This window comes from Citrobacter sp. CK199 (genome assembly GCF_030333285.1).
GTDB classification, from domain to species: Bacteria; Pseudomonadota; Gammaproteobacteria; order Enterobacterales; family Enterobacteriaceae; genus Citrobacter_B; species Citrobacter_B koseri.
The window spans coordinates 244,333-270,134 of the sequence record NZ_JAOWGF010000028.1 but is presented as its reverse complement, the minus strand read 5'-3'; the positions used below and the strand labels follow the sequence as shown (position 1 = coordinate 270,134).

The window sequence follows — 25,802 nt, the reverse complement described above, 5'->3', positions numbered from 1 at the left end:
CGCCCTGAACAGAACTTAGCCCACCGACGGCGTCGGATCGTCGCCTTTGATTTCGCGTTTAACTTCCGTCACTTCGTCACCTTTCTCATTGCGCAGATGCACTTCAAGCTGGTTAAAAGCGATGTCGATGTTATTTTCACGACACAAACGATCGATGGTCCGGTTCAGCTCATCCACCGTATGGCTGCGATCGCGCAGTTCACGCACGTACAGACGCAGTTCATGATCGAGCGTACTGGCGCCAAACGTGGTAAAGAACACCGCAGGTTCTGGCTCACGCATCACTTTCGGGTGCTCCGTCGCCGCCTGCAACAGCACTTTTTTCACTTTGTCCAGATCCGAGCCATAGGCGACACCAAGGCGGATCACCAGCCGGGTGGTGGTGTCGGACAGCGACCAGTTGATCAATCGCTCGGTCACGAAGGCTTTGTTCGGAATGATCACCTCTTTACGATCGAAGTCGGTAATGGTGGTCGCACGAATACGGATCTTGCTGACCGTCCCGGAGAAGGTGCCGATAGTCACCGTATCGCCAATGCGTACCGGGCGTTCAAACAGGATAATAATGCCAGAGACGAAGTTACCGAAAATCTCCTGCAAGCCGAAACCAAGACCGACCGATAACGCCGCCGCCAGCCACTGTAGTTTGTCCCACGATACGCCAAGCGATCCGAATACCGTCATCGCGCCAACGGCAATGATGATGTAGTTGAGGATCGTGGTGATCGCATACGAAGCCCCCTGGCGCATTTTCAGTCTGGAAAGTACCAGAACTTCCAGCAGGCCAGGTAAGTTACGGATTAGCGCCCAGGCCACCATTGACACAATAATGGCAAACAGCAGGCTGCCCATCGTAACGTTTTTAACCACCGCAGCGCCCGCTTCTGTGCCGTTGTAGTGCCAGAGCGTGATGCTGTCGAGATAGCTGAACACGGTGATCAGATCGGACCAAATCGCCCAGAACATCACCCCGAACAGGGCAATCATCAGCAGCATGGTGATGCGCAGCGTTTGCTGGTTAACCTGTTCCAGCGCAATAGTCGGTTCTTCCTGCGGCTCCGCGCCTTCCGCCCCCTCTTTCACCAGATTCTGACGACGCGCCAGCGCACGGCGCCAGGCAATACGACGCGCCGCGACGCTCAGGCCGCGTAACACGGTCTGATACAGCAGGTTCCAGATAATCACCAGATAGACGGTTTCAATCCAGCGCCCGGACAGGCGTAGCGTGGTATAGAAATAGCCCGTCGCGGTCAACACCATCAACGCGACGGGAATGATGGAGAGCACGGTAATCGTGATCAGACGTAAACCATGCGACTCCTTATCACGCCAGCTATCGCTGCACATTGGCCACACCAGCAAAGTAATAAGCAGAAGGTTGAGGAAAATCACCACCTGCCCCAGCACATCATCCATCAGGTGCAGCGGAGAAAGTTCAGCGACCACCGACCAGAAATGCAGCGGCAGTAGCGCCAGACTGATGCGCACAATCTGGCGGCGCCAGTGGCTGGTCAATTTCGCCGGCATGCCGAAGTGCCGAATGGCAACGCCCTCTTTCTCCAGCACCTTCCAGCACAGACCGAATACCAGCCAGAACAACGCCAGCTTTTTACTGAACGCCCATAACAGGTCGCTAATATTCAACTGCATGGTGAGGAGGATCAGCCCCACCGCAAGGATTATCAGACAAACCGGCAAGGCGCGAATCAGATCGATGAAAATCGCTTTCGGCGTATTGAGCTGGCTGTCGTTACGCAATGATCCCACCGCGGCCGCCAGCTTCTCCTGGTACGCTTTAAGCCATTTCAGTCGCCAGCGAATCACCCCGGCGATCAGCAGCAAAGGCAGCCCCGCGAGGAATGCGATGAATACCGCAGGCCAGGCCTTTTCCCAGTTCACCGTAATTTTCATCGACCTGAACTGATCTTTCAGCGTTTGCGGGAAGGCTTTAATCCAGTCCCAGTCCATCGGGCGGTTACTGTTAACCCAAAAGATTTGCTGAGTCAGGATCTCTTTAAGGTTTTTCGAGACGCTCATCAGCTGCTGTTGATTGATTTGCAGATTAATGGCCATCATCAGCTGATTGCCCAGCTGCTTATTCAACTGATCCAGCAATTCCCTGCGCATATCAACCACTTGCAGCAGCGCATCATGCACTTCGTCATTAACCTCGTCAGTGTGCCCTTCTTCCAGTTTGGCCACAAAGGCATCGTTCTGGAACAAAGCGTCACGCTGCTGGTTAACTTCAAACTGCTCCAGACGCAAATCCGCAATCCGGTTGGTCATATCGACAAGTTCATCTGCCGACGGCAGCGTTTGCTGCTGCTGATACAAGATACGCGACAACAGCAAACTGCCTCTCAGCACCGCAATCTGCTCTTTGATATTGCGCTCTGATTGCAGCGCGCGATCAAGCCAGTTTTTGACTTTGATGTTCTGCTGCATGAGCGCGTTGCCGTTTTCGGTTGCCGTGATCAGGCGCTGGCTCAGTTGATGATTGACATCCAGCTCCTGCTTCACAAGAGGGTTAGCCTGAATACGCGCCGTTTCATCCGGCGAGATCGCCTCCTGCGCCGTCTTCTCGGTTAGCGTCAGACGTTTGCTGTTGACCGCTTCCTGCAAAAGCTGGAGCTGGTGTTCCAGTCGATTGGTGTTCGCCGTGACGTAATCGCGTTGCTTTTGCAGGGTATCCTGCAAAACCGTATTGCCTTCCAGACTTTTCCGCTGCTGATCGATTTGCGCGTTAAGCAACGCCTGTTGCGCCTGTAGCAGAGCCTGTTGACTCGGGCGCAATGCGCCGTCCCCGACACTGGTGCCGTCCAGTCGATTACGGATTTGCTGCATTTGCTGCGACGCGGTATACATCGCGTTTTGTACACGCTCAGGCTGCGTCTGGAGCGAAACCAGCTGACTATTGTAAGTCGCCAGATCGTTTTGCGAGTTCTGCAAATCGTCCAGCACCTGCGCAACCCGAAGTTCCAGCTGGCGCAGCGAAAGTGTGCTCAACGTTTTTCGCGTTTCGTCGTCATTATCCACATCGCTGAGGGCATTCAGCGCGTCCGTCGCCTGACGCATTTTTTCCGGCGCCTGCGCGACTTTCTGACGTAATTGCGTGGTCTCCTCTTTTACCCGATCGATTTTATCAAGCGTGGCGAGCGTATCGATGAGATCCTGCTGGACCAGTTTATCCAGCGCCGAGAGGTCTTTCTGTTTACCCAGCGCATCCAGCTGGCTTTGCACGTCCGCTTTCGACGGCAGATCGCTATTCGTTTGCGCACGGGCAAACGCCGACGACTGACCGCACAGCAATAACACAAAGAAAATGATTGAGATAAAAACAAGATGCGATGAACGTTTATAGAGCTGCAACATAGTCATGGGAGTGAAGGTTTCTGAACCGGAAGAATGACCGGAAATAGTCAAGCCGCAAGAATATCACGGCGGTGACGGACAGAATAGCGGAACGGAAAATGTCCAGGATAATTCCTGGAATGATATCAGGGGCTTTCGAGGACAGGCGCCGCTCTCAGCGTCGGGCAAAGCAGATACATTTCCAACAAGATGGCGACGTAATCTCGCGCTTCTTTTTTCAGATCAAAGGATTGCGGCGCAAAGAGCCAGTTTTCCATGATGCCGGAAATATAGCCGCGCATTAATATTGCCGCACGGCGCGTCATCAGGTTTCCCGGGAGCATTTTTGCTTTAATACAATGTGTTAGCGTTTGTTCAATGCGATCATAGCTTTCCACGCAGATGCTTCGCTGCGCCTGTTGCACTACCGCCATTTCACCCACGAATTCGCATTTGTGGAATATAATTTCCATCAATAAACGTCGGCGCTCTTCCGTCACGGTTGCTTCAAGAAGATGGACTAAAATTTCTCTTAATACTGATAGTGGATCGTCGGGGAATTTTGCCTGATACTCAATCTCAAGCTCACCAATATTGGATTCTGATAGCTCCCAGATTTCACTGAATAAATCCGACTTGTTTTTGAAGTGCCAATAGATTGCACCGCGTGTGACGCCAGCGGCTTTTGCAATCTCCGCGAGCGAAGTGGATGATACCCCTTGTCGCGAGAACAAACGCAGAGCTACATCCAGGATGTGTTGCCGAGTTTCCTGTGCTTGTTGTTTGGTTTTTCGTGCCATATGTCGGTGAATTTACAGGCGTTAGATTTACATACATTTGTGGATGTATGTACCATAGCACGACGATAATATAAACGCAGCAATGGGTTTGTGGACTTTTGACCATTGATCAATTTGAAATCGGACACTCGAGGTTTACATATGAACAAAAACAGAGGGTTTACGCCTCTGGCGGTCGTTCTGATGCTCTCAGGCAGCTTAGCGCTAACAGGATGTGACGACAAACAGGCCCAACAAGGTGGTCAGCAGATGCCAGAAGTTGGGGTTGTGACGCTCAAAACTGAACCTCTACAGATCACTACTGAACTTCCGGGTCGCACCAATGCATACCGTATTGCGGAAGTTCGTCCTCAGGTAAGCGGAATTATCCTGAAACGTAACTTTACGGAAGGTGGCGACATTGAAGCGGGTGTGTCTCTCTATCAGATTGATCCTGCGACTTACCAGGCGGCTTACGAAAGCGCCAAAGGCGATCTCGCTAAAGCGCAGGCGGCTGCAAATATCGCTCAGTTAACGGTTAAACGTTATCAGAAACTGTTGGGTACGAAATACATCAGCCAACAAGACTACGATAGCGCGCTGGCAGATGCGCAACAGGCGAATGCGTCCGTTGTGGCGGCAAAAGCGGCCGTTGAAACCGCACGCATTAATCTGGCGTATACCAAAGTGACCTCCCCGATTAACGGCCGTATCGGTAAATCATCCGTAACGGAAGGCGCGCTGGTACAAAACGGCCAGGCTACCGCCCTCGCGACAGTACAGCAACTCGACCCGATCTATGTGGATGTAACGCAGTCAAGCAACGACTTCCTGCGCCTGAAACAGGAGCTGGCGAGCGGCAAACTGAAGCAAGAGAACGGCAAAGCGAAAGTCGAGCTGGTCACCAGCGACGGCATTACCTATCCGCAATCCGGTACGCTTGAGTTTTCTGACGTCACCGTCGACCAAACCACCGGTTCTATTACGTTACGCGCAATCTTCCCTAACCCGGACCATACCTTACTGCCTGGTATGTTTGTTCGCGCACGTCTGGAAGAAGGCACCAATCCTGATGCATTGCTGGTTCCCCAGCAGGGCGTTACCCGTACGCCACGCGGTGATGCCAGTGCGTTGGTTGTCGGCGCCGATGACAAAGTGGAAACCCGTCAGATCGTCGCAAACCAGGCGATTGGCGATAAGTGGTTAGTCACTGATGGACTCAAATCGGGCGATCGCGTGATTGTTACCGGGCTGCAAAAAGTGCGTCCTGGCGCGCAGGTTAAAGCGCAGGAAGTCACCGCGGATAATGAACAGCAAGCCGCAAGCGCTAACCCGTCTGAACAGTCTAAGTCTTAACTTAAACAGGAGCCGTTAAGACATGCCTAATTTCTTTATCGATCGCCCTATATTTGCGTGGGTGATCGCCATTATCATCATGTTGGCAGGGGGCCTCGCGATCCTCAAACTGCCGGTAGCGCAATATCCAACGATTGCGCCGCCCGCAGTGACGATCTCCGCGACTTACCCTGGCGCTGATGCGAAAACCGTGCAGGACACGGTGACGCAGGTTATCGAACAGAACATGAACGGTATCGATAACCTGATGTACATGTCCTCAAACAGTGACTCCACGGGTACCGTGCAGATCACTCTGACCTTCGAATCCGGTACGGATGCAGATATCGCGCAGGTTCAGGTGCAGAACAAACTGCAACTGGCCATGCCGCTGCTTCCTCAGGAGGTTCAACAGCAGGGTGTGAGCGTTGAGAAATCATCCAGCAGCTTCCTGATGGTTGTGGGCGTCATTAACACCGACGGCACCATGACCCAGGAGGATATCTCTGACTACGTTGCGGCGAACATGAAAGACGCCATCAGCCGTACGTCAGGTGTGGGTGACGTGCAGCTGTTTGGTTCGCAGTACGCGATGCGTATCTGGATGGACCCAACGAAGCTGAACAACTTCCAGCTCACGCCAGTGGATGTGATTAACGCGATCAAAGCGCAGAACGCCCAGGTTGCGGCCGGTCAGCTTGGCGGTACGCCGCCAGTGAAAGGCCAGCAACTGAACGCCTCCATCATCGCACAAACGCGTCTGACCTCTACGGAAGAGTTCGGTAAAATTCTGCTGAAAGTGAACCAGGACGGCTCCCAGGTTCGCCTGCGCGATGTAGCAAGAATTGAACTGGGCGGTGAGAACTACGACATCATTGCGAAGTTCAACGGACAGCCTGCGTCTGGTCTGGGGATCAAACTGGCGACCGGTGCGAACGCGCTGGATACCGCAAACGCCATCCGTGCAGAACTGAAGAAGATGGAACCGTTCTTCCCGTCAGGGATGAAGATCGTTTACCCGTATGACACCACCCCGTTCGTGACGATCTCCATTCACGAAGTGGTGAAAACGCTGGTAGAAGCCATCATCCTCGTGTTCCTGGTCATGTACCTGTTCCTGCAAAACTTCCGCGCGACGTTGATTCCGACAATCGCGGTGCCGGTGGTGCTGTTGGGGACATTCGCCGTGCTTTCGGCGTTCGGTTTCTCGATAAACACGCTAACAATGTTCGGGATGGTGCTCGCCATCGGTCTGTTGGTGGATGACGCCATCGTGGTGGTAGAGAACGTTGAGCGTGTAATGTCCGAAGAAGGATTGCCGCCGAAAGAAGCCACGCGAAAATCAATGGGCCAGATTCAGGGCGCGCTGGTGGGTATCGCGATGGTGCTGTCAGCGGTATTTATCCCGATGGCCTTCTTCGGCGGGTCTACAGGGGCTATTTATCGTCAGTTCTCCATCACCATTGTGTCCGCAATGGCGCTGTCAGTGCTGGTGGCATTGATCCTGACGCCAGCCCTGTGCGCCACCATGCTTAAGCCGGTTGCCAAAGGCAGCCACGGGTCAACCAAAGGTTTCTTTGGCTGGTTCAACAACATGTTCGAGAAGAGCACGCACCACTACACCGACAGCGTAGGCAACATCCTGCGCAGCACCGGTCGTTATCTGCTGCTCTATCTGATCATCGTTGTCGGCATGGCTTACCTGTTCGTTCGTCTGCCAAGCTCCTTCTTGCCGGACGAGGACCAGGGGGTCTTCCTGAGCATGGCGCAGCTGCCAGCGGGCGCAACCCAGGAGCGTACGCAGAAAGTTCTCGATGAGATGACCGACTATTATCTCACCAAAGAGAAAGATAACGTTGAATCCGTCTTTGCGGTTAACGGCTTTGGTTTTGCTGGTCGTGGTCAGAACACCGGTATCGCGTTCGTCTCGTTGAAAGACTGGGCCGACCGTCCGGGGGATGAGAATAAAGTCGATGCGATCACCGGTCGCGCGATGGGCGCATTCTCCCAGATTAAAGATGCGATGGTGTTCGCCTTTAACCTGCCAGCGATTGTCGAACTGGGTACGGCAACGGGCTTCGACTTCCAGTTGATTGACCAGGGCGGCCTCGGTCATGAAAAACTGACGCAGGCGCGTAACCAGCTGTTTGGCGAAGTGGCAAAACACCCGGATCTGCTGGTCGGCGTTCGTCCGAACGGTCTGGAAGATACGCCGCAGTTCAAGGTCGATATCGATCAGGAAAAAGCGCAGGCGCTGGGTGTTTCCATTAGCGATATTAACACGACGCTGGGCGCAGCATGGGGCGGCAGCTATGTGAACGACTTCATCGACCGTGGTCGTGTGAAGAAAGTTTACGTCATGTCTGAAGCGAAATACCGTATGTTGCCGGAAGATATCGGAAACTGGTATGTGCGCGGTAGCGATGGTCAGATGGTGCCGTTCTCGGCCTTCTCCTCCTCGCGCTGGGAATACGGTTCACCGCGTCTGGAACGCTATAACGGTCTGCCTTCAATGGAAATCCTCGGCCAGGCGGCACCAGGTAAGAGTACCGGTGAAGCAATGGCGATGATGGAAGAGCTGGCAAGCAAACTGCCATCCGGCATCGGCTACGACTGGACCGGGATGTCTTATCAGGAACGACTGTCCGGCAACCAGGCGCCTGCCCTGTACGCCATTTCACTGATCGTGGTCTTCCTGTGTCTGGCGGCGCTGTATGAGAGCTGGTCTATTCCGTTCTCCGTTATGCTGGTGGTGCCGCTCGGGGTTATCGGCGCGCTGTTGGCGGCAACCTTCCGTGGCCTGACCAACGACGTTTACTTCCAGGTGGGCCTGCTCACAACCATTGGGTTGTCGGCGAAGAACGCGATACTTATCGTCGAATTCGCCAAAGACTTAATGGATAAAGAAGGCAAAGGTCTGATAGAAGCAACGCTGGAAGCGGTACGTATGCGTTTACGCCCGATCCTGATGACGTCTCTGGCGTTTATCCTCGGTGTTATGCCGCTGGTTATCAGCTCTGGCGCAGGTTCCGGCGCGCAGAACGCTGTGGGCACCGGCGTAATGGGCGGGATGGTCACCGCAACGGTTCTGGCTATCTTCTTCGTTCCGGTCTTCTTTGTGGTGGTACGCCGCCGCTTTAGCCGCAAGAGCGAAGACATTGAGCACAGCCATTCGGTAGAGCATCATTGATTCATCTCCTGTGAAAAGGCCGCGCAAGCGGCCTTTTTTCTGGATAAAAATCATAAAAAGCGCTTATTGTTAGTTTGTTTATTCACCGTAGAATAAATAAGACATATAATCCCCAGCGTGCTAAAGGCTATTCTTAGAGAGTCTGGTCATTTCTTATTTTTTCCGTTAATTAAGAAATCATTAAGATTATTCCTGGTATATCGTGAGTGTAACAGCCTTCTTAACAATCGTCGTTAGCACAAATGACGATAACTCAATGATTGCAAAAACAATAAAAAGATCGCCTCATTTCAGGCATCGTCTTTTACGGTTAAAATGTAAAATTGCGTTGGGGCAACATACTTTTACCTAATTGTAATTTTTCGTAATAGGACGATGAAATCTTTTTTAGAGTGGATTATAGTTAAAACATCAGGAGAAGAGCGCAAGTTCCAGGTCAGTTAGTTGTATCCATCCCGAAAGGTGTTCGGTTAGTTCAAGCCACTAAGAAGGGGATGCGTTATGGATGAGTACTCACCCAAAAGACATGATATCGCACAGCTTAAATTTCTCTGTGAAACCCTGTATCATGACTGTCTTGCAAACCTTGAAGAAAGCAACCACGGTTGGGTTAATGACCCTACTTCGGCAATCAATCTTCAGCTCAATGAACTGATAGAGCATATTGCAACCTTCGCACTTAATTATAAAATTAAGTATAATGAGGACAATAAGCTGATTGCACAGATAGATGAATATCTGGATGACACCTTTATGTTGTTCAGCAGTTACGGCATTAATGCGCAGGATCTGCAAAAATGGCGAAAATCAGGAAACCGCCTGTTTCGCTGCTTCGTCAATGCCACCAGGGCGAATCCTGTTAGCTTGTCATGTTAAAAATTATTACAATCATAGGTAAGATTTATGTCCGATAAACCATTAACGAAAACAGATTATTTGATGCGTTTACGACGCTGCCAGACAATAGACACGCTGGAACGTGTAATAGAGAAAAATAAATATGAATTGTCTGACAATGAATTGGCTGTATTTTACTCAGCAGCAGATCACCGTCTTGCAGAATTGACGATGAATAAGCTCTACGACAAGATTCCCACCTCCGTGTGGAAATTCATTCGCTAATTTTTGCATAACGCTATGGAGAATACGTTCGTTCTGTCTGACCGAGGGCTTCCCTGTATTTACCGTTAATTCCTATTTTACGTCTCGTGATTTAGATCACACCAAGGCAACGGGAACGTTCCCTTAAAAGGCGTTGCGCTTTACTGTACTGCGGCAGTTAATCCACAAACAGAAGAGTGCATAATGAGCGAAGAAAAGCAGAAGATGATTGCCGGTGAGTTATATTGCCCGGCCGATGAGACATTGCGCAACGACCGCCTGCGGGCGCGCCAGTTGCTTCATCGATACAACCACTCCGCACCGGACGAGAAGAATGCGCGACAGGCTATTCTGAGCGACCTGCTAGGCCAGAGCGACGGTGCGTATATTGAACCCTCCTTCCGCTGTGATTACGGTTACAATATTTACCTCGGCAAAGCATTTTACGCTAACTTCGACTGTGTGATGCTGGATGTCTGCCCGATTCATATCGGCGACAATTGTATGCTCGCGCCTGGCGTGCATATCTATACGGCGACGCACCCGCTGGATGCCACAGAACGCAATAGCGGTAAGGAACTGGGTAAACCTGTAACCATCGGGAATAATGTCTGGATCGGCGGTCGCGCCGTGATTAACCCTGGCGTCACCATTGGCGATAACGCCGTTATCGCATCAGGCGCCGTCGTGACCAAAAGCGTTCCGGCCAACGTTGTGGTCGGTGGAAATCCCGCGCGAATCATTAAAACGCTGTAAAGCGAATTGTAACTGTTATGATAAATTGTGGTTAATCTGTTACTTTTTTCATGAAGTTCGCCCTTCTAAAATGGGCTGTTCCCTGAATGTTACAGAAATCACAAAGGCAAATGATGACAGAAATACAGCGCCTGCTGACGGAAACGATTGACGATCTCAATGCTCGCGAGAAACGCGACAACAGACCGCGTTTCAGTATTAGTTTTATTCGCAAACATCCGGGGCTGTTTATTGGCATGTATATCGCCTGGTTTGCCACGCTGGCCGTCATGCTGCAATCAGACACGCTGGTGGATTCAGTGTGGCTGCTGGTCGTATTATTCGTCCTGTTGAATGGTTTTTTCTTTTTTGATGTCGCCCCGCGTTATCGCTACGAGGATATCGACGTGCTGGATTTCAGGGTTTGCTATAACGGAGAATGGTATAACACGCGCTTCGTTCCCCCTGCGCTGATCCACGCTATTCTTCAGTCACCGCATGTTGGCAGCGACCAGAAAGCACAATTACAGAAGATGATAACGCGTAAAGGCGAACTCTCTTTCTACGATGTTTTCACGCTCACTCGCACAGAAACAAGCCACTAGTTTTCTCACTGTTGCAGATGTAAAAAGTGCGTACCGTCCCTGGCACGCACTGTAGTCCCTGCAATGTTGGCAAATCATTAACGTCTTTTTTTACGACCCTGCACCGCTTTAAAACGTGGATTGGATTTGCAGATCACATATAAACGCCCTTTGCGTTTAACTATCTGGCAGTCCGGGTGCCGCTGCTTTGCGCTACGCAATGAATTCAGTACCTGCATCTTATCCTCGCTTAGCGCCAATAAAATTTCCGAAACGTTTCTGGAAACGTGCTGCGCTGCCTTCGTTATCAAAGGTTTTTTGTTTTCCGGTGTAATAAGGGTGTGATTTAGAAGACACCTCAATGGTGACATACGGATAGGTCACGCCCTCAAGCTCAATCTCACGCTCGGTTTTGATCGTTGACCCCACCTTAAAGTATTCATTCGCACTGGTATCGTGGAACACCACGGTGCGATAGGCAGGATGGATATTCGGTTTCATGACAGCCTCAATATTATGTTATAACGTAACAATAAAATACGCCGCAAATTGCCGCTTTTCAACCCTCATAATGATGTGGTTATCCTTCAATATTGTACGTTTTAAGTCGAAACAAGCCCTTATTGAGCCAGAAAGAGCAAAAGCAGTTAGAATAACGTGATTAAACGAAGGGCTTTTTTACGTTCAGATATACTCGCCATATGCTGCATCAATAAGGATATCACCGTGACAACACGACATTTGGTCAGCCTGGTCACAGGGGTGCTCATTCTGTCTGTCCTTGCCCCTGTGGGATTAAGCCTCTGGCTCGCTCATCGCCAGGTTGAAAAGAAATTTATTGAGGAACTTAACGTCTATTCATCACGCGTAGCCTTACGCGCTGACAAAGTTGCCTCCCAGAGCAAGCTGGCGTTAGACCAGCTAAACGCCTTTCGCGGTACGCCTTGTAGTAATGCGCATTTACTGACAATGCGCCGAATATCTTACAGTCTGCGCTACATTCAGGAAGTGCTATACCTCGACCAAAATATGCCTGTTTGCTCATCGCTGGAGCAAAAAAGCGCCCCCTTCGTTTTCCCCAAACCGGAAAAGATCACCCAGGACGGCTACCGCATATGGCTTACCTCGCAAAATGATTTAGGGCTCAAGCGCTTTATGGTCGCTGTGGGTAAAGAACACTATGTGGTCATGATGGACCCCGCCTCCTTCATTGATGTGATCCCATTTAGTTCATGGCATATTGATGCCGCTATTATTGGCGAAGCAAATAACATCGTGGCCGCCAGTAGCAATCGGCTCGATCCCGACATTATTCGACAATTGCAGCAGTCGCCCGGTCAATACCGGGAAGATCGCAACAGTGTCTACACAATTCAGCGCTCTCCTGAAATGAACATCGCCATCGTGACCTGGGCCTCCACGCTGCCGCTACAAAAGAACTGGTATCGCCAGGCTTTTATCTGGCTACCGCTGGGGATGATGGCGAGCCTGCTGGCGGCGGCGTTTATTCTGCGCATTCTTCGCCGCTTACAATCACCACACCACCGTTTACTGGACGCCATCCATAACCGTGATATTAAGGTGCATTATCAGCCGATTATTTCGCTGAGTAGCGGGAAGATAGCAGGCGCGGAAGCGCTGGCTCGCTGGCCGCAAACCGACGGCAGCTACCTTTCGCCGGAAATATTTATTCCCCTCGCAGAACAAACGGGGCTTTCCGAACCGCTCACCCACCTGATTTTAGAGACCGTTTTTGAGGAGATGGGAACATGGCTGCGACAACACCCTGAGCAGCACATTTCTATCAATATTGAGGCAACGACCCTTGCGTCAGAGAAACTTCCGGTACATCTCAGCCAGTTGCTTAACCGGAGTCAGATTTCACCGTCGCAAATCGCGCTGGAGCTGACCGAGCGTGAGTTTGCCGATCCCAAAACCAGCGCGCCAGTCATTGCCAGATACCGCAAAGTCGGTCACGCGATTTATCTTGATGACTTTGGCACCGGCTATTCCAGTCTTTGCTACTTACAGAATCTGGACGTGGATATTCTGAAAATCGACAAGTCCTTTGTTGATGCGCTGGCCTACAAAAATGTGACGCCGCATATTATTGAAATGGCGAAAACACTGAAGCTGAAAATGGTGGCGGAAGGTATTGAAACGACGCATCAGGAGGACTGGTTACGCCAGCACGGCGTGCAGTATGGTCAGGGATGGCTTTACAGCAAAGCGCTGCCCGCCGCAGAATTTATTTTGTGGGCGGAAAAACGGATTTAGAATGGGGACGGCTGGCGGCACGCCGCACAGCCTGCCGCTTCAGTCATCCAGAATGGGAGAGAATCCGCCGTAAATCATGCGCTTGCCATCAAAAGGCATGGCATCGCCAAACTCCTTCATTCGTGGGTCTGACATCATTTTCTGATTCGCCGCGTCGCGAACCTCTTTCGAAGGGTATTCAATCCAGCTAAACACCACCTCTTCGTGATCTTCCGCTTTCACCGCCATGCGAAAGTCGGTCAATTTGCCATCCGGCACATCATCAGCCCAACACTCAACGACGCGTAACGCCCCAAACTCTTTAAAGAGAGGAGCCGCTTTTGCCGCCATTTCCCGATACGCCTCCTTGTTTTCAGCAGGTACGGCAACCACAAAACCATCAACATACTTCATGAGAAAAACCTCCGAAGCGTACTGCGCGGCAAGCCAATTCTGGCCGCGTCAGTCGTTGTTAAGTCTAGTCGCCATCGCGTTACTCTGCTGTGGGCGAATGACGAACCCGAATGCGGGCCCGGGGCTGATAGCGAAACCACGGCAAGCAGATCTGAATCAGCGGCCCGATAGCCAGCGCATACAATACCGTACCGACGCCCAGCGTCCCCCCCAGCAACCAGCCGCTCAGCAATACCGAAACTTCAATCGCCGTACGGATGGCGCGTATCGACCAACCGGTGCGCGCGTGAATCCCGGTCATCAGGCCATCTCGCGGGCCTGCGCCGAAACCGGCCCCAATATACATGCTGGTCGCCAGCGCGTTGACCACTACAGCGGAGATCAACAGAACACTGCGGACAAGCAACGACTCAAAAGCGGGCAATACGGCCAGCGCAACATCCGCCGCCAGCCCAATAACGATCACGTTGCTGATGGTGCCAAGGCCCGGGCGTTGACGCAGCGGTATCCACAGTAATAACACCAGCACGCCAACGGCGATAATCACCATGCCAATGTTCATTGACAGCAAATTCGCCACGCCAAGGTGGAAAACGTTCCACGGATCGGCCCCTAAGTCCGCACGCACAAACATTGCAGTCGATACGCCATAAAGAGCCAGACCGGTATACAGTTGAATCAGACGACGCAGCATTCTTCCATTCTCCCCGTTCAGATACCTTTCATCTTCACCGCAATTGGCACTATGATTAATGTCCAGTTTTAAAAAAGTGGACTGCTATGTCATCACGCCGCTATGGAAGCCAGTCTCTTCAGCGCCTGCTTGGGCACTGGCAGGAGACTCCCTCACGTACTCCTGTCTGGCGTCAGCTGGCGGAGGCCCTGCGCCTGCTGATTCTTGATGGCCGACTGGCGCTCGATAGCCGACTGCCCGGCGAACGCGAACTGGCCGCCGTATTGAAGATCAGCCGAACAACCGTCGCCAGCGCAATAGCGCAACTTCGGGAAGAAGGCTATCTGGAAAGCCGTCAGGGTAGCGGCTCGCGGGTGATCTTACCGGATGCCATCCACCCTGTGCCCACGCGCGGCGGAGCCAATATGGCATTGGATCTCTCTACCGCCGCGCTCAGCGCAGGCCCTGAAATTCACCAGGCTTACCAGCAGGCGCTTTGCGCAATGCCGCAGCATCTGCTGAGTTCCGGGTATCTGCCGCAAGGCTTGCTCTCTTTACGTGAATCTATCGCCCGGCACTATTGCGAGCGCGGCTTGCCAACCCGCCCTGATGAAATCATGGTGGTCAATGGCGCCGTGAGCGGGCTGGCGCTGCTCCTGCGACTCCTGACGGGCCCAGGCGATCGCGTGGTGGTGGATCACCCGACCTACCCGCTCGCAATCGCCGCAATTCAGGGAGCCTCCTGTCGCCCCGTTGGCGTCTCATTGCCCGAACAGGGTTGGGACACCGCCGGTCTGATGGCGACCATTGCGCAGACCGCGCCGAGAATGGCTTATCTGATGCCGGATTTCCATAATCCCACCGGGCGCTGTATGGATGCCGCCACGCGGCAAGCGGTCGCGGATATTGCCGCCAGAACGCATACCACGCTGGTTGTGGACGAGACGATGGTTAATTTGTGGTACGACGCCCCGCCGCCGCCCCCACTCGCGCATTACAACGCCGACGCGCCAATTATTATGCTGGGATCGGCAGGAAAAAGTTTCTGGGGCGGGTTACGTCTGGGGTGGGTTCGCGCCTCATCACGGACAATCGCCGCGCTGGTACAAACCCGGGATACGTTTGATTTAGGATCGCCGGTACTGGAGCAGTTAGCGACCGGCTGGCTGCTTGATAATGCCGCCAGCTTTCTTCCTGACAGACGGCAGTTGCTGTCCCAACGACGCGACCTGTGTTGTGAACTGATGCACGCGCATTTTCCTGAATGGCGCTTCAGGCAGCCGCAGGGCGGGCTCTCTTTTTGGGTGGAGTTACCCGACACGCTGGCCACGCTCTTTGCAACGCGCGCCGAAAGCGAAGGGATTCAACTGGGCACCGGTACGCGTTTTGGTCTCGCGGGTGCGTTTGATCGTTTCTTACGTATGCCGTTCACCCTGCCGGATGAAACACTGCGATCGGCTTTTCAGACATTACAGCCGATATGGGACAACCTGCGCTCACAAAACAGCGCAGGGAAAATACGCAAAATTATCTAATATGGCCTGTCATCGTCGTTTTATTGCTGGCGTGGGACGGGGAAACCTTTCAGGGAAATAATGAAGTTCTCGCCGTCTTTCTTTATTTTTGCCCCGGCATCGCACCAGTCGGAGGCAATACGAAAGAATTCATCGCTACCAACATTCCAGTTAAGACGAACATGCTTCACATAGCCGGAACGCAGTAATTCGCAGGCTTCGCCATAATTACTGGCGATTGAGAGTTGTTGTTTCATTTTTTCTTCTTGAGTAATCTGCGTAATGCTTTGATTTCTTTAGGAGTAAGCGGCTCATCTACGGATTCTTCCGTATGCTGACTGTCGATATCACTCGCCGAGACTCCCGCCTCTTCTGCGGCCTCAAATGCAATCAGCAGCAGTTTTTCTGTGGTGATACTTAAGTTCTCATTATTTGCTTCGGCATAATGGCGAAGCTTCTCTTTTAACGTCTCATCGATTTTGACATTTAGTACAGCAGTAGCCATCGTAAAGAGTCCTTGTAAACAGGCAAAACACGTCGTGTGCGACACAGCTATCGTCACCGCGTGAATATCAGGGCACAAACTGATTAATAACGTCCCGATAACACTCTGCCAGCATTTGATGACAAAATAATGACGTTAATATGACAAGAGGAGGAAAATGAAGAGGTTGCCGGACGGCAGAATTGGTGGGGCCCTGCCATCAGCCATTAGTACTAAATTGTGTTGGTTAATCAATTGGTTATAGTGGTAGTACTACAACAGTACTGTACCACTCTCGATAGTACCGTCCAGCACAAAATCTTGCAAGGTAACGTGTCGGGGGAAGTAGGATGAGAGTCATAAGATTTACATTGAGCACCAGCATGACGGTAGCCTATGTAAAGCAATGGGAGTCCACATTTATCTGATATGCGTTAAGCGAATGCTAAATCTTGAATTGGATGAAAGCGTAAGAAAAGGATGGCTCAAAGACATCTTTAACAGGCTATGCCACCATATGCTTTGCTTACTTCATGATGACTTTCCCCGCAAGCTCTTAAAATAATAAGTGCATTCCGCATTAGAGCCTCACTGCGTTCAGGTTCAAACCATTCACCGTTGAATTTACCGCCATGAAAGAGGTTGTTCCTTACACGACGTATCAGGATTAAAATTTTTTTTGCGATGATTTTTTCTTCAATGGGAGTCTGATCCCATGCAAGCACACCATCATTAACAACCTGTTTTTTGGGAGGGAAATTTAAAAAATATTCGATTGCAGCTTTAAGCTCAGGATCTTCTGGTGACTCAAAGACATGAGTAACCGCCATAGCGTACATATCCCAATTTGCTTTAGCATCTCTGGTATTGAATCGAAAACCAGTGGCTTTTAGACAGTACTCATAGCGTGCAAACTCTCGGAAAAACTCATAACACAGATTGTCTATCATCGAGATTTCCTAGTTGGTTAATATCCGCTCAAACATACAATAACCTAACGGTATAGATAGCAAGATAACATATTAACTAAATTTCACTTTAATAATGACGTCGAATGAAATATTAGTCACCACACGAAACTAAGTAGTGTTGCACTCTCATAACTCTTGTTCGGTAAAAATTTAAAAGGGGCGATTAAGCCCCTCTAGGGCTACTTCTTGTCTTTTGGCGGACAAGGATCGTTGCCATGAGAATCTTTTTTCGCAATCTTGCCATCCTTGTTATGGATCACAAGCTCACTTTTTTGATTTGTAGCAATCCCTCTTGCAGCGTCCACCGCAGATTGCTTTGTTGAGTGAACGGAGGTGGCTTTACTGTTTCCTGCCCCCTTGACGGCCCAACCTCCATCATGAGGAACAACATGCTGATCTTTACCCATTATCGAACCCTCTATTTCCATGGAAAAATCAGCATATAGTGACATCACCAATCATTCAATACTACATATTGTGCTTAAATTGATTTTCATCACAAAACATGGATAGATATCGAAAGGATTCTTTTACTACAAAACTGTAAGTACCCTTCCTTAACCCTATACCGCTATATCTGTTCATAATCTGGCAGTGCTGGCATACTCTGCCCTTTATTACCCACTATTCTTCTGTAAGAGACGAGTTTTTAGCCACCTTTGCGATAGTAGCTCTTGAACAACCGATCAAAGCCTGGATTTTGCTCCAGCTTTTACCGTCAGACAGCAGTTCTTGTACTTTATGATGCAAGCTCTCATCGACTGGACGACCACGATACTTTTTCTCTTTCTTGGCCTTTTCAATACCCTGCTTTTGTCGTCTGCGGCGATCTTCATAGTCCTTGCGACTGATTGCCGCCAACATATCGAGCATCATAGAATTCATTGCTTCAAACATACGTGCGGTGAACTCATCCTGAACATGCAAAAGCTGATGGCTCGTAGGCAAATCTAACGATACAACCCTGATCCCTTTAGACTCGATGAATCCTCGTAAGGTTTTCCAGTCCTCTGCGGTAAGTCTGCTTATACGATCTATTTGCTCACAGAGAAGAATATCGCCACGTTCCGCGATATCTAAGAGTAAAAACAATTGAGGACGCTGTAGGCTTGCACCTGATTCATTTTCTTTAAAGTACTTGGATATTTTTAGATCATGTGAATGAGCAAATGCCTCCAACTCTTTCAATGCCCGATCCGCATCTTGCTCTTTCGTCGATGCTCTTAGATATGCCCATACACGCATGATAGTCACCATCAGTCTGTTTTATATGGTTCATTATATATAGTCTGTTTTATGTTGTAAAATCCATTTAATGAACCAATTTGAATGAAGATCTGTGCAGGTCTGCTTGAGGTATACATATGATGCACTAGGAATACTGCACATCAATAACAATAAGTTACTATTTCCAATGAAATAATATCCATTTACGCATAGACAAATCGAGCTAACTGTCTGGCTTATAGAGAATTTTTCATGTTTAATTAGATGTATCGCAGTCGGCAGTGTTTATGTTAGTGACAACCTCTTCTAATTTTTTGTAAAGGTGCTGGTAGATAGATTCATTCGGAATATACTGTATGAATAACCAGTGCTGTGATTTGATTTCTTATAAGGACTTATCAGCAATGAGTGAACTTAAAGTTATATCACACGCAATGTTTAACATATCCGTAGAACAGGCAGAAGCAAGTAGGGTAGACCTTGAACACGGTGAGGGCGATTTTCAGAAGTATTGCGGCCAATTGTTAGATGAGTTACTAGAAAATACTCGCAGCAAATCCTTTAAATTCAGAGCAATAGAAGAATTTGTCCCTGCTCATCTTAACGTGCTTGTTAATGATCAAAACGAGTGGGACAAGAGAACACTTGGAATTGCTGAAAAACTTTTGTCCGTGGAAATAGATGCTCAAGATAAAATTAAGGCTATGAAGAAAAAAATTAAAAAAGGAGCCTTATTAATTTTACTACTTTCTCGTGACAATAATTTCAATTTCGTAATACTTAAAATTGAACATAGCGATTTTTTTGATGAGATAGAGTCAAAAATCAAAAAAGGACTTCCTCTTAATCGTCAAAGGCTCCAAAAATCATGTTTAGTTAGCTTCAGCAACACATACGATGTTGAAGAGATTCTTATATCGGATAGTGGAGCTTCAATTAGTGAATATTGGTGGAAAAACTTCCTCAGTACTGTAGAACTTCAAAGTTCTGAACTTAATACAAAAAATGCGTTTGGTTCAATTGAAAACTTTCTTAAAAGGGAAGTAGAAAAGCACTCTTCCGTGGATTATTGGTATATGCGTAATGACATTATTGCTTACTTTAGAAACAATGAGCAATTTGCATACGATGAATTAGTAGAGAAAGTACGTTCACATAAGCCAGAAAGCCCAGCTATTGATGAACGTTTCGACCAAATAATCGAGAAATTTAAAGCATTACCAGATCATAAAAACTCGAAATTTGATAGGCAATTTCAATTAGAACCAAATGTAATTCGTGCTAGAATAAAGAAAACAATAGCTTTGTCAGACAACATTGAATTAAGAATCAACGGGGAAGTTGCTGATTTCCGTAAAAAAATTGTTCCCGAATCAGATGCGTTAGGTAAATATCTGAAAATCTACTCAGATACTGGTTACGAAGAATTTAGTGCAGGAAAAGAAGATAACGTATGAATATAGTATCTAAAATAGCCGATTTATTCATGCCATCGCAAGAAGTTTCTTCTTGCGACAACTTTCATTTATTTAAGGCTGAATATCGTATTTTAGAAACTACTATCCATCAAGATTATTCTCAACGGGTGGAAGAATTAACAAATGAAGTCATAGCTAACAATCTAGATATTGAAATTGACTTTAAGTTTGAGACTTGTGATTCATTCACCCTTCTTATTTCCCCAGAATATTGTAGTGTTCTTCAACAAGTTAAAGATAAAATTGACAATGCTATTCAATTTTCAGAAACTGATGATACCATTATTATTTGCATTTCTATTGATAAAAAAATCGCCTTAGATAAAGACAATAAAATACATATATTTAACTTTGATAATTTCATCAAAAATGTCTTTGGGGCGAATGTATCCAGTATTCTGACATATCTTAACTGCTTTGATCTACATAAGGAGTTGCTTTTTAATGTCTGGGACGACATTAACTCCTTTGGTAGTGAAACAATCAAATTTGTTAGCCAAAAAGATTTGGTTGGTTCTAATACTCTCAGCATAGCCCGGGATTCCATCATCTCAAAAAGAAATAAAAGCTGCCATTTCATAAATGATTCACAATATAAATTCATTCCCGATGATTTTTTCCTGTCCCCTTCAGGGTCTTGTCATTCTGATATAAAAAACACATTTGATTCTCTATTAACAACTTTTCTCATTGTTTATCTCGCTGATACATCTGAAATTTCAGTTGAGAATGATAGTAATGATTTATATATTGATTATAAATTCAAAGGTTATAGACTAATCAGTGAAGTTATTGCAATAAAAGACATGAGCAATAACAGTACAAGTGAGCTTTTCGATATTTACAAGTGGGTCTATAATAGCGGCAACTTCATAGATAAAATTGGTCTTGCTCGAAATATAATATCCATTCATATGGTGGATAAGAGTATGACATCGATAAATCATGGCACATTAAAGTCCATAGAATCGGGCTATGACATTTACCTTAAGGATAATGTAAAGCAATACATTGAAATAAAAAATAAAATTTCTGAGTTTCTCGTTGGGCAATCAGACAAAGCATCTGACATTACTAAAAACATGTTTTCCACCTTCAAAACTAGTTTTTGGAGTATTATAACATTCTTTATTTCGGTATTTCTCATTAAGATAATCACATCCAATAGTTATAGAGGAACTGTAACCTTAGAAACTCTAGTTGTAACTCTGGTGTTTATTTTATTCTCTGTTGTCTATTGGTATTTTACAAATAAAGAAGTATTGGAAGAAAAAGATAGATTACTCAGCCGTTATGACACAATCAAAAACAGATATAAAGATCTTCTTAATGAAGACGATTTAAATAACATAATTAATACAGAAAAATTAAAAGCAGATGACACTGCATATATAGAGTCCCGACGGAAAAGATTTTCAATTATTTGGAATAGTTTTAATGCTGTTATTGCAATAGTGGTATTGGGGTTGTTTTGCTTAGATAATAATATGTCACCGAGTAATAAATTAGAAGAAGAGGTAAAAGCACAGCCACAGCCACAGCCACAGCCACAGCCACAGCCACAGCCACAGCCACAGCCACAGCCACAGCCACAGCCACAGCCACAGCCACAAAATACAAAGCAGAAATTTCAAAATCAAGATCTAAATACAAATTAAGTGATATTTTAATTCGTGTAGAAAAAAATAGCCTTTATTTTTATTTGCGTAAACGATTCCTTTACTTTTAGCACTAAAAGCAAGAAAACTATAATTTTATAATTTTCTTTGTTTAAGGCCAGTAATGTTATCGGCGTTTCAATTGTCCTCGACGAAGGCCGCTTCCGCGACCTTATCTAGCCCGTGCTCATTGAGAACGATCAACTACCATGTATGTTGGTTGACACAGGCTGCCGCGTTCCTGTAACCAGTAGTAATCAAGATCCGCAACACGCATATCCAACCCCGAATCCACACGATTGATCTGTAACCGCAGCCCTACAGTATCTTTGTACGATAAACCAGATTTAACATTGTACTTGTACTTAACCCCGCTTTCTTCTTCAAAAGATTTGAGATAAGGGGTGATTTGCTTCTGAATTTCTTTCAAACAAATAACTTCCCCATCAATTACGAACGGCTTTTCAGTTTTACCGTCAGGAATAGTAGCCGCAATTGTGGTTAATGGAACTATCGACAACAGTACTGATAATGCTCTTTTCATCTGTTCTTCCCCTTGAATATAATCATTGTTTAGAACAAATTTGTGTAATGGTTGCATTATGGTTAAATTCAACATCAATTACTTTTATAGTATTATCATTAAGTACAGATACAAAATAATTACTTGACGAATTTCCGTACTTCCTTGAACCATCTGCTGCAATCTTGTTGAATTTAGCAGTATACACACTATCTTTATCGCCGGGAATTGGCATTCGACTGATTAATTCATTATCGGATATAGTATAATAAATTAAAATTCCTTTATCTGAATAGTAACCTGAATCGCTTTTTGTTCCCTGTCGAGTTTGTATTATTGCATCGAACTTATCGCATTTATAAACATTGGTTTTGGCCTTTTCAGTACTGGTAGACGTTGAAGCCTTTGCATCAGTACTTTTATCTTGTGAAACAACCCCGGAACCGATACCTACCGAAACGACAAAGACAATAAAACTCATGCCTAACGACGTAATCAAAGTACGGAACTTTCCCCGACCTTTATTTCTGGAATAGTTTGAAACTTTCCTGAAAGTAAGTACTGCAAGGATCACACAAATGATGAAAACGACAAGCCCGGCCATAAAATCCCTCAAACGTTGTGTATCAAAGGCAATCATAGTATCACTTCGCAATACATTGATCGATTAAAGCGATCAATTTTTAATTTTCGATCGGTTAAATCTATCAATATCTATTAATTGAAGGCAAATCAATAGGTAAAAACGATCAGACGTTGGTCAGTACTTCGGAAACACCAGAAGTATGGTTTGGGTCTGCCGTTTAAACGCCCTCAGAAAACCGCTAAGGTCTCTTTATCGCATATGGCTTGGGATTTCAGCCTTTGGCTAAAATCGCTTTCAGGGGGGCTTCTTGTGCGTTTTGTCGGGAACACCATCATGGAGGGGGATAAATCGGATCGAAGTCGCTTCGCTCTGGTCAGTACTGGAAGGGTTAGCTTATCTGGCGAGGGAAGATGAATTGCCAGGCTTCATGAAGATGGTTGGTTTTGTGGACAAGAAGAACTGCCGTTTTGAGTATTCCCCCTCACACCCAACAAACCTACCCATTAGCAAGGGGGAGTACTTTCTCGTAGTATACAGAACGAATAAATTCTTTGTATACTTCCGTTTTATCCTAAAGCGATTTGATTATGGACGAGAATAATAAAGAAGTTATTGAAATAAGACCAGAAGATAAGGACTTTTTCGCAGAATTTATTGATTGTGAAGGTCCAATTATTCAAGATTCAATTGATCATAAAAAAATCACCCTCGCACTTGATAAAGCCCACGACATAAGAAAGTTTGAAATAGATCTCTATTGGAAGCGTGCTACATACTTCTTCGCATTCTTCACTGTAATAACAGCTGCATTTGGTTATTTGTTCACCCATAACAACTATACTTTCTTAGCCCCTGCACTTGCGATCATTGGTTCTGTTTTTGCTTTATGTTTTTGTTATGTGAATATCGGTAGTAAGTATTGGCAAGAAAACTGGGAGTTTATAATTGATAAAATTGAATATTATGTCACAGGAAACCTTTATAAACTTTTCTTCTTCGAAAACCATAGAACCAAACGCCCATCAGTCACTAAGATTAATATATTTCTAAGCAAGCTAATTATAGCTATATGGTACGCTTGCTTTATACTTTCCATGCACCAGATATGGAATCAAAGCATGGTATTAAATGTCTCTTATATTATCCTTATCATATATAGCACTGGAACGACATTATATTACTGCGATAAAACTGTTGCAGACATATCGAACAATGATAAAGAATCACCACGATTCTTTAGATTCAGAAATCCTAATTACATAAAATCATAAACATGGGGGCATTTGATGCCCCTTGTAAATTGATAATCCGACCTAAAAACACTTTGAGTACTTCATTTGTCAGTACTGTTATCTGTTTGAGCGAAAGCGAGTAACGGCTTTGGCGTGCTTTCGAGTACTGCGAGAAAAACGCAAAGTTACGATCTGATATTTGGTTTTTATAGAGACTAACGAGCAAAGCGAAGTTAGGCTCTTTAGATACTGAATATCAGTAAGGCTAATACATTCAAAATATCAGGTGAAAGGCAATATTATATTAAGTTACGGTTATTCACCCCACTGCATAAAACAAGAATAACCTACTGATTTTACGGACTTTTATTTGAATAATAATTCACTAATAATCATGATAACCGTATTTCTTAGTTTTAAGTTACGGTTATAGGTACGATTAAACAATGGTTCGTAGATATGCAATCAGATCTTTCGCTGAGGCATTACTGTTCAATAGTTCCTGTACTGCGTTCTTCTGTTCGTCGGTTAATGGCTTACCAGGCAATGCTTTCTTTAGTCCACATAGCGTACCACCTTCTTCTACAAACTTATCCAATGCTTTAGCAACTGCAGTACAGGCTAATTTGTACTTCTCGATAGATGATTCACTTGCTGCAAATTTCTTCATCTGATCTGAACGGGTTAAGGTAAGATAATACTTAACCTGTACTTTTGAAAGCTCTGTAGCGTGTTTGACGATGTAGAAGACATCTTTAACAGGTAACTTGTACTTTCCCAATGATTTACACTCTTGAATCGTCTGGTTAATTATTAGAGTTGCTTCTGATGTTAGGCCACTGTAAGTAACACGTTTTAGTGCTTCTTCTAACTTTTTATTGTTATAAATCCTTTCTTTTTTTGCCATGATAAATATCCCTATGGAAGATGTTAATTAATATTGGCCTGATGTATTCCTAATACTCAGGCTTTTTATTTAAGAAGAAAATGGGTGGGGTTATACTCCACGTACCTTCTTGAACCATTCACTATACTCTGGCACTTTATTTTTGCGTAAATTGCTAATGAAATCTTGATCGCAATTAACTTTAAGTAAATTACAAATCCTAGCACTTGTCATATCACTTAGTAGGATATTCTCGTACTGAGAGAATGTTAGTTGAATGAAATTAACCTTTTCTTTCTTTCGAACTGATTTGTTCAATGACTTCCTATTAGTCCTGATTTTATTTTTTGTTTTTATTTTACCGTTTTTCTTTGACATTTTGTCACTCCTCTAAATTAAAATTCATCTCATGGTTAACCTCCTACGGCTGCTGTTTATGTTCGATTGGCTATATGTTAACGGGCAAAATTGCCCCAATCAAGGAATAGTTGCAACTTTTTCTTGACAATATCATTACTATTCAAGTCAAAAAATCATATATCATTTAGGCACTATCTTTGTACTTTTTAACTGGTACATTATTAGATGATTTAGCGAGTATCTTTGTACTTTCTTACTGATACATTCGTAAATTGTTTTAGAAGTATTCATGTACTTTCTAAGTGGTGCATAAATTTATGCGACCTTGCGGTCAGGCAGGATATAAAAAAGAAAAATCAATAAACATAATAACAAATCTATTGAAACACGTTACCTTGCAAGATTTTGTGCTGGACGGTACTATCGAGAGTGGTACAGTACTGTTGTAGTACTACCACTATAACC

The 25,802-nt window shown here is 46.4% G+C and carries 25 protein-coding genes; 11 read left to right on the top strand and 14 right to left on the bottom strand.

Annotated features, from left to right (window positions below):
* Nucleotides 1-15: 15 nt before the first annotated feature.
* Nucleotides 16-3,378, bottom strand: a complete 3,363-nt coding sequence (mscK, locus tag OGX75_RS16260) for a mechanosensitive channel MscK (protein ID WP_286451455.1) — start codon at nucleotides 3,376-3,378, stop codon at nucleotides 16-18.
* A 119-nt stretch (nucleotides 3,379-3,497) separates the two neighbouring features.
* Nucleotides 3,498-4,151, bottom strand: a complete 654-nt coding sequence (gene acrR, locus OGX75_RS16255) for a multidrug efflux transporter transcriptional repressor AcrR (RefSeq protein WP_058668709.1) — start codon at nucleotides 4,149-4,151, stop codon at nucleotides 3,498-3,500.
* A gap of 141 nt (nucleotides 4,152-4,292) precedes the next feature.
* Between acrR and acrA the strand changes: the two genes are divergently transcribed.
* The 6 genes from acrA to OGX75_RS16225 all read left to right on the top strand — a co-directional run bounded on the left by acrA (nucleotide 4,293) and on the right by OGX75_RS16225 (nucleotide 11,096).
* Nucleotides 4,293-5,486, top strand: coding sequence for a multidrug efflux RND transporter periplasmic adaptor subunit AcrA (acrA, locus tag OGX75_RS16250; protein ID WP_047458420.1), 1,194 nt, complete (start codon nucleotides 4,293-4,295; stop codon nucleotides 5,484-5,486).
* 22 nt (nucleotides 5,487-5,508) lie between these two features.
* Nucleotides 5,509-8,655 (top strand): efflux RND transporter permease AcrB, encoded by a 3,147-nt coding sequence (acrB, locus tag OGX75_RS16245; RefSeq protein ID WP_012133513.1) that lies wholly within the window; start codon nucleotides 5,509-5,511, stop codon nucleotides 8,653-8,655.
* A gap of 501 nt (nucleotides 8,656-9,156) precedes the next feature.
* Nucleotides 9,157-9,531 (top strand): Hha toxicity modulator TomB, encoded by a 375-nt coding sequence (gene tomB, locus OGX75_RS16240; RefSeq protein ID WP_012133514.1) that lies wholly within the window; start codon nucleotides 9,157-9,159, stop codon nucleotides 9,529-9,531.
* A 27-nt stretch (nucleotides 9,532-9,558) separates the two neighbouring features.
* Nucleotides 9,559-9,777, top strand: coding sequence for a hemolysin expression-modulating protein Hha (gene hha / locus OGX75_RS16235; RefSeq protein WP_002892050.1), 219 nt, complete (start codon nucleotides 9,559-9,561; stop codon nucleotides 9,775-9,777).
* A 183-nt stretch (nucleotides 9,778-9,960) separates the two neighbouring features.
* Entirely contained in the window at nucleotides 9,961-10,512 is a 552-nt protein-coding gene (gene maa, locus OGX75_RS16230; protein ID WP_012133515.1) for a maltose O-acetyltransferase, read from the top strand.
* A gap of 113 nt (nucleotides 10,513-10,625) precedes the next feature.
* Nucleotides 10,626-11,096 (top strand): YlaC family protein, encoded by a 471-nt coding sequence (locus tag OGX75_RS16225; RefSeq protein ID WP_024130587.1) that lies wholly within the window; start codon nucleotides 10,626-10,628, stop codon nucleotides 11,094-11,096.
* Nucleotides 11,097-11,173: 77 nt separating this feature from the next.
* Here OGX75_RS16225 and ykgO read toward each other — a convergent pair whose 3' ends face one another.
* Together ykgO and OGX75_RS16215 are read right to left on the bottom strand one after the other, a co-directional pair.
* On the bottom strand, nucleotides 11,174-11,314 hold the full coding sequence (gene ykgO, locus OGX75_RS16220; protein ID WP_003859006.1) for a type B 50S ribosomal protein L36: 141 nt from the start codon (nucleotides 11,312-11,314) through the stop codon (nucleotides 11,174-11,176).
* A 1-nt stretch (nucleotide 11,315) separates the two neighbouring features.
* Nucleotides 11,316-11,576, bottom strand: coding sequence for a type B 50S ribosomal protein L31 (locus OGX75_RS16215; RefSeq protein WP_012133519.1), 261 nt, complete (start codon nucleotides 11,574-11,576; stop codon nucleotides 11,316-11,318).
* 225 nt (nucleotides 11,577-11,801) lie between these two features.
* Here OGX75_RS16215 and pdeB point away from each other — a divergent pair, with 225 nt between their 5' ends.
* Nucleotides 11,802-13,352, top strand: a complete 1,551-nt coding sequence (gene pdeB, locus OGX75_RS16210) for a cyclic di-3',5'-guanosine monophosphate phosphodiesterase PdeB (protein WP_286451456.1) — start codon at nucleotides 11,802-11,804, stop codon at nucleotides 13,350-13,352.
* Between the two features lie 39 nt (nucleotides 13,353-13,391).
* Here the strand turns inward: pdeB and OGX75_RS16205 are convergent, their stop codons facing one another.
* The gene (locus OGX75_RS16205; RefSeq protein WP_012133521.1) at nucleotides 13,392-13,745 is read right to left on the bottom strand and encodes a DUF1428 domain-containing protein; all 354 of its coding nucleotides are present in this window, start codon (nucleotides 13,743-13,745) and stop codon (nucleotides 13,392-13,394) included.
* Nucleotides 13,746-13,824: 79 nt separating this feature from the next.
* The gene (gene yczE / locus OGX75_RS16200; RefSeq protein WP_012133522.1) at nucleotides 13,825-14,439 is read right to left on the bottom strand and encodes a membrane protein YczE; all 615 of its coding nucleotides are present in this window, start codon (nucleotides 14,437-14,439) and stop codon (nucleotides 13,825-13,827) included.
* An 86-nt stretch (nucleotides 14,440-14,525) separates the two neighbouring features.
* On the opposite strand from yczE, the gene yczR reads away from it, so the two are divergent.
* A complete protein-coding gene (gene yczR, locus OGX75_RS16195) occupies nucleotides 14,526-15,953 on the top strand; it encodes a MocR-like transcription factor YczR (protein WP_286451457.1) in 1,428 nt (475 codons plus the stop codon).
* A 20-nt stretch (nucleotides 15,954-15,973) separates the two neighbouring features.
* Here the strand turns inward: yczR and OGX75_RS16190 are convergent, their stop codons facing one another.
* The 5 genes from OGX75_RS16190 to OGX75_RS16170 form a co-directional block, all read right to left on the bottom strand.
* On the bottom strand, nucleotides 15,974-16,189 hold the full coding sequence (locus OGX75_RS16190; protein WP_012133524.1) for a hypothetical protein: 216 nt from the start codon (nucleotides 16,187-16,189) through the stop codon (nucleotides 15,974-15,976).
* Nucleotides 16,186-16,437: a hypothetical protein gene (locus tag OGX75_RS16185; protein WP_012133525.1), complete on the bottom strand. Its 252-nt coding sequence runs from the start codon at nucleotides 16,435-16,437 to the stop codon at nucleotides 16,186-16,188. The genes OGX75_RS16190 and OGX75_RS16185 overlap by 4 nt, the downstream gene beginning before the upstream one ends.
* 476 nt (nucleotides 16,438-16,913) lie before the next feature.
* The gene (locus tag OGX75_RS16180; protein WP_000566735.1) at nucleotides 16,914-17,366 is read right to left on the bottom strand and encodes a hypothetical protein; all 453 of its coding nucleotides are present in this window, start codon (nucleotides 17,364-17,366) and stop codon (nucleotides 16,914-16,916) included.
* A gap of 200 nt (nucleotides 17,367-17,566) precedes the next feature.
* A complete protein-coding gene (locus OGX75_RS16175; protein WP_000513895.1) occupies nucleotides 17,567-17,794 on the bottom strand; it encodes a DUF2188 domain-containing protein in 228 nt (75 codons plus the stop codon).
* 217 nt (nucleotides 17,795-18,011) lie between these two features.
* On the bottom strand, nucleotides 18,012-18,632 hold the full coding sequence (locus OGX75_RS16170; RefSeq protein WP_001267010.1) for a recombinase family protein: 621 nt from the start codon (nucleotides 18,630-18,632) through the stop codon (nucleotides 18,012-18,014).
* A gap of 386 nt (nucleotides 18,633-19,018) precedes the next feature.
* Between OGX75_RS16170 and OGX75_RS16165 the strand changes: the two genes are divergently transcribed.
* The gene (locus OGX75_RS16165; protein WP_032082908.1) at nucleotides 19,019-20,071 is read left to right on the top strand and encodes a nucleoid-associated protein; all 1,053 of its coding nucleotides are present in this window, start codon (nucleotides 19,019-19,021) and stop codon (nucleotides 20,069-20,071) included.
* Nucleotides 20,068-21,750, top strand: coding sequence for a hypothetical protein (locus OGX75_RS16160; protein ID WP_286451715.1), 1,683 nt, complete (start codon nucleotides 20,068-20,070; stop codon nucleotides 21,748-21,750). Before OGX75_RS16165 ends, OGX75_RS16160 begins: the two co-directional genes overlap by 4 nt.
* Before the next feature lie 187 nt (nucleotides 21,751-21,937).
* Here OGX75_RS16160 and OGX75_RS16155 read toward each other — a convergent pair whose 3' ends face one another.
* Together OGX75_RS16155 and OGX75_RS16150 are read right to left on the bottom strand one after the other, a co-directional pair.
* Nucleotides 21,938-22,294, bottom strand: coding sequence for a hypothetical protein (locus OGX75_RS16155; RefSeq protein ID WP_036406479.1), 357 nt, complete (start codon nucleotides 22,292-22,294; stop codon nucleotides 21,938-21,940).
* A 22-nt stretch (nucleotides 22,295-22,316) separates the two neighbouring features.
* Nucleotides 22,317-22,913 carry a hypothetical protein gene (locus tag OGX75_RS16150; RefSeq protein WP_036406482.1) on the bottom strand — a complete coding sequence of 199 codons (597 nt, stop codon included), beginning with the start codon at nucleotides 22,911-22,913 and terminating at the stop codon, nucleotides 22,317-22,319.
* A 533-nt stretch (nucleotides 22,914-23,446) separates the two neighbouring features.
* Here OGX75_RS16150 and OGX75_RS16145 point away from each other — a divergent pair.
* Nucleotides 23,447-24,130 (top strand): RipA family octameric membrane protein, encoded by a 684-nt coding sequence (locus tag OGX75_RS16145; protein WP_142512182.1) that lies wholly within the window; start codon nucleotides 23,447-23,449, stop codon nucleotides 24,128-24,130.
* A gap of 400 nt (nucleotides 24,131-24,530) precedes the next feature.
* On the opposite strand, the gene OGX75_RS16140 is transcribed toward OGX75_RS16145, so the two are convergent.
* The gene (locus tag OGX75_RS16140; RefSeq protein WP_001074470.1) at nucleotides 24,531-24,998 is read right to left on the bottom strand and encodes a hypothetical protein; all 468 of its coding nucleotides are present in this window, start codon (nucleotides 24,996-24,998) and stop codon (nucleotides 24,531-24,533) included.
* Nucleotides 24,999-25,802 lie beyond the last annotated feature (804 nt).

Coding starts and splice junctions, on each gene's coding strand:
- mscK (WP_286451455.1), bottom strand. CDS start 3,378: ATGACTATGTTGCAGCTCTATAAACGTTCATCGCATCTTGTTTTTATC.
- acrR (WP_058668709.1), bottom strand. CDS start 4,151: ATGGCACGAAAAACCAAACAACAAGCACAGGAAACTCGGCAACACATC.
- acrA (WP_047458420.1), top strand. CDS start 4,293: ATGAACAAAAACAGAGGGTTTACGCCTCTGGCGGTCGTTCTGATGCTC.
- acrB (WP_012133513.1), top strand. CDS start 5,509: ATGCCTAATTTCTTTATCGATCGCCCTATATTTGCGTGGGTGATCGCC.
- tomB (WP_012133514.1), top strand. CDS start 9,157: ATGGATGAGTACTCACCCAAAAGACATGATATCGCACAGCTTAAATTT.
- hha (WP_002892050.1), top strand. CDS start 9,559: ATGTCCGATAAACCATTAACGAAAACAGATTATTTGATGCGTTTACGA.
- maa (WP_012133515.1), top strand. CDS start 9,961: ATGAGCGAAGAAAAGCAGAAGATGATTGCCGGTGAGTTATATTGCCCG.
- OGX75_RS16225 (WP_024130587.1), top strand. CDS start 10,626: ATGACAGAAATACAGCGCCTGCTGACGGAAACGATTGACGATCTCAAT.
- ykgO (WP_003859006.1), bottom strand. CDS start 11,314: ATGCAGGTACTGAATTCATTGCGTAGCGCAAAGCAGCGGCACCCGGAC.
- OGX75_RS16215 (WP_012133519.1), bottom strand. CDS start 11,576: ATGAAACCGAATATCCATCCTGCCTATCGCACCGTGGTGTTCCACGAT.
- OGX75_RS16205 (WP_012133521.1), bottom strand. CDS start 13,745: ATGAAGTATGTTGATGGTTTTGTGGTTGCCGTACCTGCTGAAAACAAG.
- yczE (WP_012133522.1), bottom strand. CDS start 14,439: ATGCTGCGTCGTCTGATTCAACTGTATACCGGTCTGGCTCTTTATGGC.
- yczR (WP_286451457.1), top strand. CDS start 14,526: ATGTCATCACGCCGCTATGGAAGCCAGTCTCTTCAGCGCCTGCTTGGG.
- OGX75_RS16190 (WP_012133524.1), bottom strand. CDS start 16,189: ATGAAACAACAACTCTCAATCGCCAGTAATTATGGCGAAGCCTGCGAA.
- OGX75_RS16185 (WP_012133525.1), bottom strand. CDS start 16,437: ATGGCTACTGCTGTACTAAATGTCAAAATCGATGAGACGTTAAAAGAG.
- OGX75_RS16180 (WP_000566735.1), bottom strand. CDS start 17,366: ATGATAGACAATCTGTGTTATGAGTTTTTCCGAGAGTTTGCACGCTAT.
- OGX75_RS16175 (WP_000513895.1), bottom strand. CDS start 17,794: ATGGGTAAAGATCAGCATGTTGTTCCTCATGATGGAGGTTGGGCCGTC.
- OGX75_RS16170 (WP_001267010.1), bottom strand. CDS start 18,632: ATGCGTGTATGGGCATATCTAAGAGCATCGACGAAAGAGCAAGATGCG.
- OGX75_RS16165 (WP_032082908.1), top strand. CDS start 19,019: ATGAGTGAACTTAAAGTTATATCACACGCAATGTTTAACATATCCGTA.
- OGX75_RS16160 (WP_286451715.1), top strand. CDS start 20,068: ATGAATATAGTATCTAAAATAGCCGATTTATTCATGCCATCGCAAGAA.
- OGX75_RS16155 (WP_036406479.1), bottom strand. CDS start 22,294: ATGAAAAGAGCATTATCAGTACTGTTGTCGATAGTTCCATTAACCACA.
- OGX75_RS16150 (WP_036406482.1), bottom strand. CDS start 22,913: ATGATTGCCTTTGATACACAACGTTTGAGGGATTTTATGGCCGGGCTT.
- OGX75_RS16145 (WP_142512182.1), top strand. CDS start 23,447: ATGGACGAGAATAATAAAGAAGTTATTGAAATAAGACCAGAAGATAAG.
- OGX75_RS16140 (WP_001074470.1), bottom strand. CDS start 24,998: ATGGCAAAAAAAGAAAGGATTTATAACAATAAAAAGTTAGAAGAAGCA.